Origin of the sequence: Orenia marismortui DSM 5156 (assembly GCF_000379025.1) — a bacterium.
GTDB classification, from domain to species: domain Bacteria; phylum Bacillota; class Halanaerobiia; order Halobacteroidales; family Halobacteroidaceae; genus Orenia; species Orenia marismortui.
Window position 1 is genome coordinate 69,515 of sequence record NZ_KB900618.1, and the last position, 15,625, is coordinate 85,139.

The following is a 15,625-nucleotide window of genomic DNA, read 5'->3' on the forward strand; positions in this document are numbered from 1 at the left end:
AGAGGAAGAAGCAGAGGAAGAAGCAGAGGAAGAAGCAGAGGAAGAAGCAGAGGAAGAAGCAGAGGAAGAAGCAGAGGAAGAAGCAGAGGAAGAATGATTATCAATAAATATAGTTAATAATATCAAATATTTTTATTTAAATTTAAGCAAGAGTGCTGATATCAGTATTCTTGTTTTTTATTATTCAAAGTATATTTTTAACAAATATGATTAATTTTAAAATAGTCCCCCACAAAGAGTTAAAGAGAATTTTAATGTAGAAGTTAGTAGTACTGCATGAATCAGATAATAAAAAAGTATTATCTGTGACTCAAATCATATAAGCAATAGATAAATTTATTTATAATATAATTGTAGTTAAGAATATAGCATAGATAAATATAATTAAAATAAATCAGGAGGTTATAATAATGAAGATAAAAAAAGAAGATATTATTTCTGAAGTGTTACAAAAATATCCAGAGACAGTAGAGGTGTTTCAATCCTTTGGTATGCATTGTTTAGGTTGTCCAACAGCCACAGGAGAGCCAATTGAACAGGCTGTTATGGTACATGGAATTAACTTAGAAGAGATCCTTAAATCTCTAAATGAGAAAGTAAATTAAGCAAAGAAGCTAAATTATGAAATGGAGTGATAAAATGAAAGCGATAAAGCTATTGGTAGAAGAACATAAAAATATTAAACGAGTATTAGCAGTTGCTAGAAAATTGTCATTAAATGTATTAGAGAAAGATGAAGTAGATTTTCAATCTTTCTATGATATAATTGATGTAGTTAGAAATTATGCTGATAAGCATCATCACAGTAAAGAGGAAAAGATACTTTTTAAAAAAATGTCAGAAGAGCTTGGTGAACCATTAGCTAGTGGACCTATAACAGCTATGTTCTCTGAACATGATTTGGGTAGATTATTCATTTATAATTTAGAAGCAGCTTTAGAGAAAGTCAAAGAAGGGGATCAAGAAGCAAAGCTAGATATTATAGCCAATACTATCGCCTATACAGACCTTTTACATAGGCATATCGATAAAGAAGATAATACTATATATACTTTTGGTGAAAATAACTTGACAGAAGAATCTTTAGTAGAGGTAGAAGAAAAGTGTAATAGAGTGGAAGAAAATGCTGCTAAAGAAGGAATACAGGATAAATATTTAACATTAATTAGTGATTTAGAAAAAAGAGTTAAGTAAAGATATTATAAAAAAACAAGCCTTAATTTAATAATTTTCTAGTTTTATAATGATAAAGATGATTTAATACTAGAGGATTATTTAAATTTTAGGGCTTTTTTTATTTTAGAGGTCTCTAATTATAAAATCATATTTAATGGGGATATTGCGATACTTTTAGGTGATAGGTCATAGGGGTTGGGCGTTAGTTTTTCCTAATACCTATCGCCTATCTCCTAGCGCCGAAACTGTCGCAATCTCTATCTATAACGATATATTCAAATTTAACTCTAAGGTTGTATACTTAGATGAAATTTAAATAAGACTAATTATGAAAGTTTTTAACTAGATAAAGGAATTTTAAGAATAAAAATGAATTAACTATATTAAGTGATATATATTAAATTTTTATTCAATGAAATCTAAATTATATAAGAGCTAGGTATTGATCTATTGGCAAAGGGGGTTGTATGAAAAAGTTAAAAGTAAGTTTTATTATTATATTTGTTTTTATTATTCTTATTTATAGTAATAATTCTATTTTTGGTCAAGAAAATATTGATTTGTACCCTGTTTTTAAAGAAATTAATGGAGAAAAAAGCTGGGGATATATTGATAAAGAAGGTAGTTATGTAATTGAGCCACAATTTAAATATGCCCAAGATTTCCAAGATAATGGTTTAGCAATAGTAGAGACAGAGCAACTTTTATATGGGGTTATTGATAAAACAGGAAAGTATATAGTAGAACCTAAATTTCAATATATATGTAGTTTTAAAGAAGGGATAACTATTGCTGAAGATAAAAGAGGATATAATGCTATCAATGAAAAGGGAGAGCTTATTTTTCAATCAGATGATTATATAAGTGATTTTAATGAGGGAAAGGCAGCCTTTAGCAAATCAGGCCAATCTTTGATCGGATATATAAATAAATCTGGAAAGGTTATAATGCCACTTCAGTATCAATGGCATAAATATATAGATGATTTCCAAACAGGAAAGGTTTTAGTAAAGATTGACAAAGATACTTATCTATTAATAAATGAGAATAATCAAGTTTTAGAGATATTAAACTATAAATATTTAGGTGCTAGAAATGAAGGATTTATTACTTTTAGAGATAAGGTTAATGGTAAATTAGGTTATATTGATGAGCAAGGTAATATATTAGTAGAAGCTAAATTTTCTGATGCCTATCCTTTTAAAAATGGTCTAGCTATAGTAAATGGAGCAGAAGATACTTGGGAGAGAGAATATGGAGTTATAGATACTACAGGTAATTTTATCTTAAAGCCCCAATACAACGATATTAAGAACTTAGGACAGGGCTTACTTGCTGTAGGGGTTGCTATAGATGAAATTGTTAATTCACAGGGTTCTGTTTACGCTTTGGTAAATCATCAGGGTGAGTTTATCACAGACTTCAAATATTATTCGCTTTCAGATTTCAATAATGGGCTAGCATCGGTTTCAGATAGAAGATATACTTTCTTTATAGATGAGACAGGAAATAAGGTTAGAGATTTACCTATAGTTGAGGGTATAGGTGAATTATCTTTAACTGGTAGCTTAATCAAGGCAGAAATTGATGATAGATTATCTTATTTGACGAAATCTTCTAATATAGTGTGGGAAGAAAGTAGAGATAGAAACTTAGGAAATATTTATACTATAGTTGAAAAGAAATATAGACCAAATCCTACGGTGCTAATTTATTATCCAAAATTAAGAGGGATTGAAGATAATAAGATAGAAAGACGGGTTAATGATAGATTAAAGAATATTGCTATTGGCAATTTTATAGATATAAACTTTGATGAAGATTTATATTACGATTATCAAGCTGAATTTGAAATTGAATTTTATAACAAATCTTTATTAGTTTTAGAGTTTTCAAGTTATGAGTATCCTTTTGGGGCGGCTCATGGAATGCCATCACTGGATTATCTGCATATTGATCTAAAGAGTGGAGAATTTTATAACTTAAGTGACTTATTCAAAGCAAATAGCGATTATGTGAGTATAATTACTAAACTTATTAAAGAAGAGATAGAAAGTCAAGGTGAAGATAGTATGATCTGGTTAGATGAATATCAAGGTATAGAAGGCAATCAAAATTTTATTTTGGGAGAAGAGGCTTTAAGTATCTATTTTTATCCTTATCAAATTGCACCTTATTCTGAGGGATTCCCTACATTTAAAATTCCTTATACTAAGTTAGATAATATCATCAATAAATCTGGAGAATTGTGGAATTCTTTTAACTAGAAATAATACTATAACTAATTAACTATATAAGTTGAACTAATTATTTTCACAAAAGATTCAAAGTAAAATCTTTTTTTACCATGGATATACACGAATCTACACTAATAGTTCAAAAGAGTTTTATTTATAAGTTAATTCTTTAGTCCTTTATTCGTGTTCCATTAGTGTTAATTCGTGGTTAACCATTCTTTTAATAATTAGAATTTAATGAAATTCTTTAATTCAATCTATATAGTAAGCAGTAATAAATTAATTTCTGATCTGTTGCTTGTGATTTTATATCTGAAATATACTATTTTCATAGTAGAATCTTGTATATTTAAAGTCAATATAATAATTGTAGAGGGTATAGAATTAAGAATAATTTAATATTTAATAAATTAAATAAAGAATGTTGGATAAGGTGGTGGACTGGTTTATGAAAAAGGTAAAATTGATTTATAATCCTATGTCAGGTAATAAGAAGTTCCCTAATTTCTTAGATAGTTTCATTAAAAAATTTCAAGATTCAGAATATGAAGTTAGTATTTTTAGGACCTGTGCTAATGGCAATATTTCTTTAGCTTTAGAAGGGGTGGATAAAGCAGACTATGATGCTATTGTTGTAGCTGGTGGTGATGGATCTGTGAATGAGGTTGTGAATGAAATGATCAAACATGATTTGGATCTTCCTTTAGGAATAATACCTGCTGGTACTGCTAATGATTTTGCGAATAATTTAAATATGCCTACAGATTTTAATAAATGTTTTGAGGTTATTTTAAAAAATAATATTCAAAAGGTTGATGTAGGTGAAGTAAATGGTAGATATTTCATTAATGTTTGTGCTGGAGGATTATTATCAAGTGTATCCCACAATATTGATAGGAATTTTAAGAATACTTTGGGAAAGATGGCTTATTATATTAAAGGAATTGAACAGATACCAAATTTGAAAGCTATTCCTTTAGAGATTCAGACTAAAAAAGAAATAATTAAAGAAGATGTATATTTATTTATGATTTTAAATAGTAAAAGTGCTGGCGGATTTAATAAATTAGCTCCAAAGGCTGCTATAGATGATGGTATGTTTGAATTTATTGCAGTAAAGTCTAGCCCCTTACATGAAATAGCAGCATTATTTTTGAAAATTTTACAAGGTGATCATCTAAATGATAAGAATATTATCTATCTTAGGGATGATTATTTTAAAATTAAGTGTAGCGACCATACTTATGATCTCCATTTTTCAGATGTGGATGGAGAGAAAGGTCCACATTTACCCTTAGAAGTTTCTTTAGACCATCATAAGATTAAAGTCTTTACTAATTTATAAGCAAGTTTAATGGTGTATAAGTCATCTAAGCTGAAAGTAAAATCTAAATATCTCTTTATAGATATTGCAATATTTTAGTAACTCGTCATTCGTTACTGTCTCTTTACACTTATTAAATTTCTACACCTATAAACTGAATATTTTAAGATAAATTGGAGGAGAACTATGAATAAATTAATAGATACAAAATTAGAAAACTTAAAGTTAAGATTTGCTAAAGAAGAAGATACATCTACAATATTAAATTTTATTAAAGGTTTAGCAGAGTATGAAAAGTTATCAGATCAAGTTGTGGCTACAGAAGACATATTGAAAGAATCATTATTTGACCGTGAAGTAGCAGAGGTTATTATAGCAGAATATGAAGATGAAGCAGTAGCTTTTGCCTTGTTTTTTCATAACTTTTCTACTTTTTTAGGAAAAGCAGGTATTTATCTTGAAGACTTATATGTAAAGCCTAAATTTAGAGGAAAAGGGATAGGAACAATTATGCTCTCTTATTTGGCTAATCTAGCACAAGAACGTAATTGTGGAAGATTTGAATGGTCATGTCTTGATTGGAATGAAGCATCTATTAATTTTTACAAAGAGATGGGAGCGGTAGCAATGGAGGATTGGACAGTTTATAGAGTTAGTGGATCGGCTTTAGATGAATTAGCTCAAAAATATGATAGATAGTAGATATAGCTTAAAAGGAGTGAGATTGGAGAATGAAGATTAGATTTGCAAAAGTAGAAGATTTAGCAAGGATAACAGAGATCTATAATGATGCAATTATAAATAGCACAGCTACCTTTGATATGGAAAAGAAGACTATTAAATCGCGTTTAGAATGGTTTAAAGATCATGATCATAAATTAGCAATATTTGTGGCAGAGAATGAAGGAAATGTAATGGGCTGGGCTTCTTTATCTTTATTATTCAAAAAGGATGCATATTCTGGGACTACTGAAATTTCATTATATGTTGATAAAGAATATCGTGGTCAAGGAATTGGGAAAGCATTGATGAAAAGAATTATAGAACATGCCAATACTAATGATCAGATACATACAATTATTGCTAGAATAACTGGAGAGAATAAGATAAGTATAGACCTTCATCAGAAATTTGGTTTTGAATTTGTTGGTACTTTAAAAGAGGTTGGCTACAAGTTTGAACGTTATGTAGATGTTCATTTATATCAGTTTTTATCTTAAATAATAGATAAAAATACTTATATGAGTGATATAGTTTTTTATAAGATGAGCAATGGTCTTTTTTGGCATTAATGGGCATAACAATATAAAGTAAAAAGCTAAAGGATAGTATCCAGATGGATACTATCCTTTAGCTTTGTATTATTAAAATTTATTAATTTAAAAGGAGGAATTAGATGTTAAATAATTTATTTATGTTTATTGGATCTTTGCTAATAATTGGAGGTTTAGGAATGGGACTTAGCAATTATCTTAGTAGAGAAAAGAAGTTTAGTATAATTGTTGCTGTATTTTTAGCTGTCTTAGGTATTGTGTTCTTATTTTTTGATGGTACATACTTTTATGCAGAACCTGGATATAGTTACTTAGTTCAATATCCAACTGGAAGACAAGTGGCAGTTACACAGCCTGGCTATCATATGAAATGGTGGGGGAATTTGATTCCCTTTAGAAAAGTAGTAACTGTAAAGTTTGATACTATTAGAAATAGTGAGTTTAGTGGAATGGAAGCACCTTATAAGATTAGGTTTATTGATGCAGTTACTGCTGATGTGAAGGCTTCTTTTAGATTTAGATTGCCTAATAATGCTGAAAAATTCAGAAAGATTGCTGTTGATTATCGTAGTCAAGAAAATTTAGTCTTAAGTTCTTTAGTTCCTAGTACAAAAGAGGTATTAAGGAATTCAGCTCGGATATTATCTGCTCAAGAATATATTTCTGGAAAAGGTGGTGAGTTTGAAAATGCAGTAATGGACCAATTACAAAATGGAATATATACATTAGAAATTGAAGAGAAAGAGATAGAAGATGAAAAGATTGAAGAGGTAGTTGGAGCTAGAAAGATAGGAAAAGGGAAGGTTGTAAAATATGATGTTCAAATTAAGAGAAGAAATGGAGAAATAATTCGTAAGAAACATTCTATATTGGATTATGGTATTACAGTAGTTCAATCTACCATTGAATCTGTTGATCCAGAGAAGAGGTTTAAAGAGATGTTAGGGCAACAAAGAGATGCAGCTGCACAGGCAAGTATTGAAAAGGAGAAAGCAAAACAAGCAGAATATAGGAAGCAAAGGATAATTGCAGAAGGTGAAGCAGAGAAAGCACAAATTCAAGTAGAACAAGAGAAGGAGCAGATAAAAAGAATTGTTTCTGCCGAAACTCAGAAAAAGCAAGCCAAAATAGAGGCTGAAAGAAGGCAGATTGAAAAAGAAATTTTGATTAAAACAAGAGAAGCAGAACTAAGAGCTGCTGAATTAGAAGCAAAAGCGATAAAATTAAGAGCAGATGCTTTGGCTTATGAAAAAGAAAAGATTATGAAGGCAGATGGTGCGTTAGAGAAGAAATTACAGGCTTGGATTGAGGTCAATAAAATTTATGCTGAATCTTTAACAGGAGCTAAATTAGTTCCAGATATAGTAATGGATAGTGGTAATTCTACTGGAGGTAGTTCCTCTGCTATGGATATTTTAGAGTTGTTAAAGGTAAAGACAGCTAAAGATTTACAATTGAATTTTAAGGTAGGAGAATAAGATATAAAGCGACAGTTTTCGGAATTAGGTGTTAGGAGGTAGGAGTTAGGAAGACCTTACTAACCCCTAGAACCTAAATCCTAGCACTACAATTTACACATATCATTATATCTTAATAAACTAGTATAAATAGTGATGCTTATAAGCAGGAATAGATAGTAGAAAGCAGAATATTAAAGAATTAGAGTATATGATTTCAAATTTCAAATAAAGTTTAATTATGAATAAGCTTAGAAGGGGGGGGGAGATAGTGAAAAGTAGACAAGTGAAGGCCAAAGATAAGTTTTCAAGTGGTTTTAATTGTGCCCAATCAGTTCTATTAGCCTTTGCTGAAGACTTAGATTTAGAAGAAGAGGTGGCATTAAAGATATCTTCAGGATTTGGAGCAGGTATGGGAAGAATGCAGAATACTTGTGGTGCAGTAACTGGAGCTTTTATGGTAATAGGTGCTTTAAATGGACAGTATAAGGCTGAAGATAAAAGAGCAAAAGAAGAAACTCATAGCTTAGTAAGAAAATTTAGTGAAGAGTTTAAAGGACTTAATAATACAATTAATTGTCAAGAATTGATAGGAGTAAATATAAATACTAAAGCAGGAATGGAAGAAGCTAAGTCAAAGAATTTATTTAGCAATAAATGTGGGAAATATATTGAGGATGCAGTCAAATTGCTTGAAGATAAATATCTATAACTATTTATTAAATAATATTAGTTGAGGATAGTTAAGGAGATATTAAACTTGGATTTTCTTATAATATAATTTAAATCAGAAAAAACAGAGGTTATTGAAATTAATGTCAATAACCTCTGTTTTTTAATTATTCATCTTTAATAATATCAATACTTCTATCTTCCTCTTGATTAAAGGAGAAGAATTGGAATCTACCTGATCTAATAATTTTATTTAATCTACCTTTGGTTAAAATCTTGACTCTCTTTCTAGTAAAGGGGATTATACATGAGAATCCAACTAAATCAGTTAGCAAGCCAGGAGTAATTAAGAATGCACTACCGATTAAGATTAACAAACCATCTATTAATCTATCAGCAGGCATTATTCCTTGTGATAGAGAATGATTGATCTCTTTTAGAACAGAAGTGCCTTGTTTTTTAGCTAAGAAAGCTCCAATTATTCCAGTGGTAGCTACTAAAGAAATGGTATATACTATTCCCATATAATAGCTCATTTTAATTAATAAAGTTAATTCTATTAATGGGATAATAGTAAACAATAAAATTAATCTAAACATATTATCTCCCTCCTTATCTGCATTGCCCTCAATAATTAATATATTCTATTTAGTTTAAATATGTTTATGGTAATATAAAGCAAGTGCTTTAATTAATAGCTACTAAACAATGAAAGATATAGTGAAGAGTGCAGGTAATTATAAATTTTTGCAGAATAAAGATAATATAATAATCTATATAGATTGAATTAAAGAATTTCATTAAAACATAATTACTTACTAAAATAATTTTTAGCCAAGAATTAACACGAATAAAGGACTGAAAAATTATAAACGAACAAATTTCAAACTATAAAACTTCTCTACAGGGAGCTAAAATAATATTAGATTATAAATAATCCCTACCTACGGGATTTAGCTCGTAGCATCCACCTTGTGGAGTGTTATGTTTTCCGATCCAGAGAGGAATGACTAAGGAAGTACTCTTGGTGATTTGCGCAGGTATTTTAGCTATTAGCTAATAAATAAGGTCAGAACTTAATCGTAATTTAATCAGCGTCAAAAAAGGTTTGGGTTTCAATTTTTTTCTAAGTAAATTCAAATTCTTTTTTATGCTCTATATATAATTGAATTTTTTAAATTATTTGTGTAGATTAGTTGGATTTGTAACAAAACAAGTTTTTTATTTATATTTTTTATTAAAATTATTAGTTCAACTTATATATATTAAAAATTAAGTTTGGAGGATTAAAGGTTGAAGATAAGAAAGAAAAAGTTAATATTATTATCAGTTATAATTACAGCTCTAACTATTTTAATTTTTCTATCTGGAATACTAAATAGTGTAGAGCTACTTACATATGATTATAGGGTATTAATTAATAGTTTGCTTACTCCAAACACTCAAGATAAAATAGTAATTGTAAAAATAGATCAAAAATCTTTATATGAAATAGGAGAATGGCCTTGGTCGAGGGATATTCATGCTAAATTGATTGAAGAGCTTAATAAAGCAGGAGCAGCAATTGTTGGATTTGATATTTTTTTTGATCTGCCTACCGAAGAGAAAATTGATAATCTATTTGTGAATAGAATCAAGAAAGCTGAGAATGTTGTGTTACCTTATATACTAAACTTAAAGACTATTAGAGATTATAATTTTTTGATAGGTCTATTTTCTAATGAGAAGATTAAGGTTGATGAAATCAAATATCCTTTAGAACTTTTTAGAAAAGAGGTAGGAGCCTTGGGATATCTGAATTTAGTTCAAGATAAGGATGGTAAGATTAGACGTGTCAGATATATTTCTAATCAGCATACTCCTTTTTCTTTTGAATTAGCTAGACAATATTCTGGTAGAAATAAAGATTTAATTAGAGAAGAGCCATTAATTAATTTTCATTATCGCAATGATTATTTTGAAGAAATTTCATATGGTGAGGTTTTAAATCATAATTTCCCATCAGTTTTTTTTGAGAACAAAATAGTTTTAATAGGTGCCACTGATGACACCTTAAGAGATTATTTAATGACTCCTATGGTTAGTGCCAAAGGATATCTTCCAGGGGTTATGATCCATGCTGAGATTATAGACAATTATCTTGAAAATTCTTTCTTTTATGAACTTGATAGATATAAAGTAATTATACTAATTTCTTTCTTTACCTTTATAATTGTTTGGATTTATGGAAAATTAACTCCTTTACAAAGTATAATTTTTACTTTGCTAGTCTGTATATTTATTTCTATAGTTGGATTTTTATTTCTATTTAAATTAAATATTTTTCTACCCATAGTACCTTTTATTTTAATTATGATTTTCTCTTTCATAGCAATAAACCTCTTGTCCTATTTGCAATCTGAACAAAATAGAGAGCACCTCGAAGAGATCTTTTCCAGATATTTATCTCCAAAGGTTATTCAAAAAGTGATTCGATTAGGAGATAAAGATTACTTAGCTGGTGAAAGAAGGGATATTACTGTTATATTCATTGATTTAGTTGATTTCACTAGCTTTTCTGAGAAGAATAGTCCTACAGAAGTAGTAGGTATGTTAAATAAATATTTTTCTATTATTGTGGAAGAAACTTTTAAGCTAGAAGGTACTTTAGATAAGTTTCTTGGTGATGGAGCTATGGTCTTTTTTAATGCACCAAGTAAACAGGATGATCATGCTGAATTAGCTTTAATTCTTGCTCAAAGATTGCAGCGAAGAATTAGTCAAAATTTGAGATTACCTTTAGAGATATCAATTGGTATTAATACAGGGCAAGCTATTGTAGGTAATATAGGTTCTACTAAAAGAAGTGATTATACAGCCATAGGTGATGTAGTGAATACTGCATCTAGAATTGAAGGTTTGGCTGGAGCTGGAGAAATTATAGTTGGAGAGAAGACCTATCAATTGATAAAATATAAATATAAGGTTGAATTGAAGAAGAATATTAAATTAAAAGGAAAGATAAATAAAAGCAACCTTTATAAAATAATAGCTGAAAAAGGGAGTGATGGTGATTAAGGTAATTAAAGGTATTATATTGATTTTAATTGTTGTTATCTTCTTATCAACAGTAGTAGTTAAAAGCTTTGCTGAAGATAAGATTATATTGAATAGAATTAAAGGAGAGGTTTATTATAAGAAAAGTAGTTGGTTTATTTTTTCATCGGGATGGATTAGATTAAAAGACAGTACCAATATTAAGCCAGGTGATTTGATTAAAACTTCTAATGGAGCTAAGGCAGAGGTGACTTTTGCTAATCAAGCCAAGGTTCTAATTAAATCTGATTCTAAATTAAAATTGCTTAAGAATAAAGATAAAAATATAAACTTAAAGCGTGTTAAATTGACTATAGGAGAGATAATAGTTAAATTTATCCATGAAGCTTCTGGTAGTACAGAGTTTGAAGTCGAAACTCCTTCTGCAGTTGCTGGAGTGAGGGGAACTCTATTTTCTGTAAAGGTAAATAAAGAACAGGAAGTTCAAGTTCTGGTAGATGAAGGTAAAGTAGAGGTTAATAATTCAGCTGGAAGGGTATTGGTTAGAAGAGGAAATATGGCTAAGGTTTCTAGCCTAAATAATAAAGTTAGGTTAAGTAAATTTACTAATAAAGATAAGAAAGAATGGAATAAAGAGAAGAAGTGGATAAAAGAGACTAAGGAATGGAGCAAAGAAGTTAAGGAAAAGAAGAAAGAAAATGCTAGAAAAAATAAAAATAATCAGGGAAATGGAAAGAATATAGGCAAAGATAATAAAGATAATTCTAATAAAGACAATACTAAGAATAATAGAAACCAAGATAAGAATAACAATGGAAATAATGATAATAAAAGCAGAAATAATGGTAATAGCGGTAAGAGTCACACAGGTAGTAGTAATAATGGTAAGTCCAAAGGAAAGTAAGGTTAAGGAGGAAATATAGGTGTCGAAAAAGTTTTTAGAACAATTCTTTCTTTTTCAAGAGATGAATGAAAAGGAACTAGAAGAAATAAAAAAGATAGTCACAAAAAAGGTATATAAGAAAAATGAGATTATCTTCTTAGAAGGGGATTTAGGAGATAGCATTTATCTTGTTTTAGATGGACTAATAAAGGTTTTTAGAACTGGATCAACGGGTAGGGAAAAGACTTTAAGCTTATTAGGAAGAGGAGATTTTTTTGGAGAAATGGCGCTTCTTGATAATAATTTTCGCTCAGCTTCGGTACAGGCAATTAAATCTTCTCAAGTATACATTATTGATAAAGTGAAGTTTTATAAATTACTTAGTGATTTTCCACAAATTCCTTTAAAAATTATAGTTAAATTATCTCAGAGGTTGCGTAAAGCTAATAACCAAATAAAGAACCTTACGTTTAAATCTGTCAGAGATCGTTTAGAGGTAGTGTTATTAGAATTGGCTAATAGATATGGTGAAAGAAGAGATGAGGGGCTATTGATTAGTAAAAAGATTACTCATCAAGAATTAGGTAATTTAGTTGGGACAACTAGAGAGAGTATTACCAAGTTAATAAATGAAATGGTAGAAGAGAAGAAGTTATTGGTTAAGAATAGATATCTGATTTTATTAGATTTTGATAAATAAATTAAAGAATTTATTGCTATACTTAAGAATATTTATTTAGTTCTAAGTCCATTTAAATTATAATTATTAAGTAATGTTTTAGAATTAAGTTAAAATAAGAAAGGAGATAATCTCCTTTCTTATTTTTTTATATAATATTCAAATTTTAGCTAATATATGAGAAGGAAAAAAATGTTTTTGAGAGAAATATAAGAAAAAGGGGTTGTAGTAATTAAGGGTGAGGGGGTAAGTTATGGCTAGTGAAGGTGTTGTTCCTACTAATGATTTAGGTGTTTATAATTCAAAATATCTAACTGATAATTTAAGTGAATCAACTCAAAAAGAAGAAAGCTATATTACTATTTTAGGGAAGTTTTGTTATGGTGGTCGAAATAAGATATGCGTATTATTCAAATCAATTATAGAAACTAACGAAAAAACTCTTATTAGATTTGATGCAACGGTTAGTAATAGAGATGAAATTTTTTATCTTGAGCCAAGTAGTAAGGGATTTGTGAGAATTTTTAATAAGACTACAGAGAGTGAAAAGCTTGAGGGAAGAAGAATTAGAATAAAGGTTAAAGAAAGTTTTGGAAAGAATGATCTTATTAAATTAATAGACTTATTTAATGATGATAAAATAGATGAATTTAAATTTATAATCAAAGAACAAATAGAAGATATGGTTAAAGAGCCTATCGAACTAGACATATTTACTAAATTGAACACTAAGGAAGAAATAATAGATGAATATCCTTATTTATTTAAAGAAGATAATAAAGAAGATGAGATAATAGATAGATTAGATGGTAGATCTTTAGTTGAATGTATGCCTAAAATTTCTGCTGTTTTTGGTAAAAAAATTGCTGAGTTAGAGGTAGGAGATCAGATCTTAACGAAGATTAGTAGCCAAACATATAAGAGTTTTAAAGAAGATCTATCAAAGCTAATTGAATCATCAGCAGATATGCTAAAAGCAACTATTAAAGAGATAAAATTAAACAAGGATGAAAAAATCTATGATTTTATTCTTGCTATTAATGATAGAGTTAGTGGAAAAATGAGTATAGAAGCCAATTCTGAGTTTAAGTTAGCAATTCCTAAGGATGAAGATCAAAATAATGAAATATCAAATGACGGATATTTTTTCTTAAATCAAGATAAAATAATTATTTATGGGTTTATAATATTCACATTTATTATTACAGCATTTATCTTACTATATTTTACTTTTTAAAAATAATTACTATTAGAGAAAAATAAGAGAAAAGCCCATATGGGCTTTTCTCTTATTATATATATATATAATGAAAGTGGGCTAATTAATTTGTAGAATCTGAAGTTGTATTATCAGTATCAGTGCTATCATTAACAATTGTCTTTTCTAAGGTTATTGTTTCTAAAGTTGTAACTTCTTCAGCTACTACGTTAGTAGAATTAGTAGTAGTAAGTTGATATAAAGCACTATCTTTACTTCCATCTCCATCAGTATCTATGAGAACTTCATTTCCTTCTCCATCAACTACTTTAATCTTGATGCTATAAGATCCTTCCTCAAGTCCTCTTAATAGGAAAGAACCAGCCTCTTTAATAACTTCGCCTGTTTCTTCATCTTTTATATCTGAAACAGTAGCAACTGTTGAAGCAACTTTAGTATCATTGCTCCAGGCTTCAACTAGCACATCATATCCACTAATAGCTTCTGTAGTCCCATCACCATCGGTATCAGCAACTACTCTTCCTTCAATATCACCAGAAATAACCTTGTCTATGATTTTAATAGCAGTAGGTCTTAAGATTATCTTTCCACTTTTTCCTGCACTATGCATAATCTTGCTTACATCAGCATCTAATAATAATCTAGTAATCTTACCATCTTCAATAGTGAAGTCATGATTGATTTTTAGACCAGTTTGAGTTCCACTAGGAATGAAGATATCAGTTTCAGTACCATCATTGTAAACAATATATGATTTACCAGTGTTTTTAGCTTTTGATCTATCTTGTTGATCTGCAGCTACAATTAATCTAATTTGATTATAATTCCCAGCTGACAGCATCTCTTGTCCTAATAATTCTTCATCAAAGCGTAATGTCAATAAGTCAAAGGTAGCTTCTCCACCAAGATCAGAGAAATCATTGATTGTTTCCCAAACCACTTGGTCATCTTCTAAACGACTTACTTGTACTTCATCAAGAGTTACATTTACTTCTGCTACATTATTTACAGGTGCATCAGCTAGTGATAGTGCTAATTCACCACTACCATTAGTAAGAGTACTACTCCCCCCATCACTACAAGCTGTAATTGCTAAAGCCAATGTTAGTACAGCGATTAAAAATACTATTTTTTTCTTTGTCATATTTATCTCCTCCTTCTTTGATGAGCAATATTTCTTAGCTTTAATTAGATTCTATCAGTAATTATCCTAAAATAATGTGATGTATAATACCAAAAAACAGATTAATCAAAATGTATTTATATTAATTCTATCTTGTTATTTTTTCTTCTTTAGTAGGTATAGTCTATAAAGGTTAATTTTAGAGTTATAAATTATAAAGAGTTAAATCTTCCTTCTCTAACAAATTGTCTAATTATCTTTAATGGAACATCAGTATTTTCATGAATATTCTTGCTATTAGAACCAGGATTCTCCCATAAATAATCTCGTATCTTTTTGAAATTTTCTCTTTCCTCCTCTAAACATTCAGGACAAAGGCTATTTCCAGTATTGATGAATATATGTTTGCAGTTTTTACAGTTTTTTAGTCTCATTTCTAGATCCATAATTATCTCTCCTTAAGATTTTAGTACTTATGCTAATTTCTCTTCTCTAATAAAATTATCTTATATTTACAGCAAAATTAATGTAATGAATGATACAAA

At 29.0% G+C, this 15,625-nt stretch carries 15 protein-coding genes; 12 read left to right on the top strand and 3 right to left on the bottom strand.

Going from position 1 to position 15,625, the window contains the following annotated elements:
* Window positions 1–410 precede the first annotated feature (410 nt).
* The 8 genes from OREMA_RS0106340 (at window position 411) to OREMA_RS0106375 (ending at window position 8,180) form a co-directional block, all read left to right on the top strand.
* A complete protein-coding gene (locus tag OREMA_RS0106340) occupies window positions 411–605 on the top strand; it encodes a DUF1858 domain-containing protein (protein ID WP_018248433.1) in 195 nt (64 codons plus the stop codon).
* A gap of 34 nt (window positions 606–639) precedes the next feature.
* Complete coding sequence (locus OREMA_RS0106345) at window positions 640–1,194, top strand: hemerythrin domain-containing protein (RefSeq protein WP_018248434.1); 555 nt, start codon at window positions 640–642, stop codon at window positions 1,192–1,194.
* Window positions 1,195–1,643: 449 nt separating this feature from the next.
* Entirely contained in the window at window positions 1,644–3,443 is a 1,800-nt protein-coding gene (locus tag OREMA_RS17300; protein ID WP_018248435.1) for a WG repeat-containing protein, read from the top strand.
* A gap of 418 nt (window positions 3,444–3,861) precedes the next feature.
* Window positions 3,862–4,758 carry a YegS/Rv2252/BmrU family lipid kinase gene (locus tag OREMA_RS0106355; protein WP_018248436.1) on the top strand — a complete coding sequence of 299 codons (897 nt, stop codon included), beginning with the start codon at window positions 3,862–3,864 and terminating at the stop codon, window positions 4,756–4,758.
* A gap of 165 nt (window positions 4,759–4,923) precedes the next feature.
* Complete coding sequence (locus OREMA_RS0106360; RefSeq protein WP_018248437.1) at window positions 4,924–5,436, top strand: GNAT family N-acetyltransferase; 513 nt, start codon at window positions 4,924–4,926, stop codon at window positions 5,434–5,436.
* 32 nt (window positions 5,437–5,468) lie between these two features.
* A complete protein-coding gene (locus tag OREMA_RS0106365; protein ID WP_018248438.1) occupies window positions 5,469–5,957 on the top strand; it encodes a GNAT family N-acetyltransferase in 489 nt (162 codons plus the stop codon).
* A gap of 176 nt (window positions 5,958–6,133) precedes the next feature.
* The gene (locus OREMA_RS0106370; protein ID WP_018248439.1) at window positions 6,134–7,489 is read left to right on the top strand and encodes an SPFH domain-containing protein; all 1,356 of its coding nucleotides are present in this window, start codon (window positions 6,134–6,136) and stop codon (window positions 7,487–7,489) included.
* Window positions 7,490–7,739: 250 nt separating this feature from the next.
* Window positions 7,740–8,180, top strand: coding sequence for a C-GCAxxG-C-C family protein (locus tag OREMA_RS0106375; RefSeq protein ID WP_018248440.1), 441 nt, complete (start codon window positions 7,740–7,742; stop codon window positions 8,178–8,180).
* A gap of 127 nt (window positions 8,181–8,307) precedes the next feature.
* Here OREMA_RS0106375 and OREMA_RS0106380 read toward each other — a convergent pair whose 3' ends face one another.
* Window positions 8,308–8,739, bottom strand: a complete 432-nt coding sequence (locus OREMA_RS0106380) for an FxsA family protein (protein ID WP_018248441.1) — start codon at window positions 8,737–8,739, stop codon at window positions 8,308–8,310.
* 694 nt (window positions 8,740–9,433) lie between these two features.
* Here OREMA_RS0106380 and OREMA_RS0106385 point away from each other — a divergent pair.
* The 4 genes from OREMA_RS0106385 to OREMA_RS0106400 all read left to right on the top strand — a co-directional run bounded on the left by OREMA_RS0106385 (window position 9,434) and on the right by OREMA_RS0106400 (window position 13,975).
* Window positions 9,434–11,197 carry a CHASE2 domain-containing protein gene (locus OREMA_RS0106385; RefSeq protein WP_018248442.1) on the top strand — a complete coding sequence of 588 codons (1,764 nt, stop codon included), beginning with the start codon at window positions 9,434–9,436 and terminating at the stop codon, window positions 11,195–11,197.
* The gene (locus OREMA_RS0106390) at window positions 11,187–12,080 is read left to right on the top strand and encodes a FecR family protein (RefSeq protein WP_083900077.1); all 894 of its coding nucleotides are present in this window, start codon (window positions 11,187–11,189) and stop codon (window positions 12,078–12,080) included. Before OREMA_RS0106385 ends, OREMA_RS0106390 begins: the two co-directional genes overlap by 11 nt.
* A gap of 19 nt (window positions 12,081–12,099) precedes the next feature.
* Entirely contained in the window at window positions 12,100–12,759 is a 660-nt protein-coding gene (locus OREMA_RS0106395; RefSeq protein ID WP_018248444.1) for a Crp/Fnr family transcriptional regulator, read from the top strand.
* A gap of 232 nt (window positions 12,760–12,991) precedes the next feature.
* Window positions 12,992–13,975 carry a hypothetical protein gene (locus OREMA_RS0106400; RefSeq protein WP_018248445.1) on the top strand — a complete coding sequence of 328 codons (984 nt, stop codon included), beginning with the start codon at window positions 12,992–12,994 and terminating at the stop codon, window positions 13,973–13,975.
* An 85-nt stretch (window positions 13,976–14,060) separates the two neighbouring features.
* Here the strand turns inward: OREMA_RS0106400 and OREMA_RS18265 are convergent, their stop codons facing one another.
* Together OREMA_RS18265 and OREMA_RS0106410 are read right to left on the bottom strand one after the other, a co-directional pair.
* On the bottom strand, window positions 14,061–15,101 hold the full coding sequence (locus OREMA_RS18265; RefSeq protein ID WP_018248446.1) for a DUF4382 domain-containing protein: 1,041 nt from the start codon (window positions 15,099–15,101) through the stop codon (window positions 14,061–14,063).
* Between the two features lie 191 nt (window positions 15,102–15,292).
* A complete protein-coding gene (locus tag OREMA_RS0106410; protein ID WP_018248447.1) occupies window positions 15,293–15,526 on the bottom strand; it encodes a hypothetical protein in 234 nt (77 codons plus the stop codon).
* Window positions 15,527–15,625 lie beyond the last annotated feature (99 nt).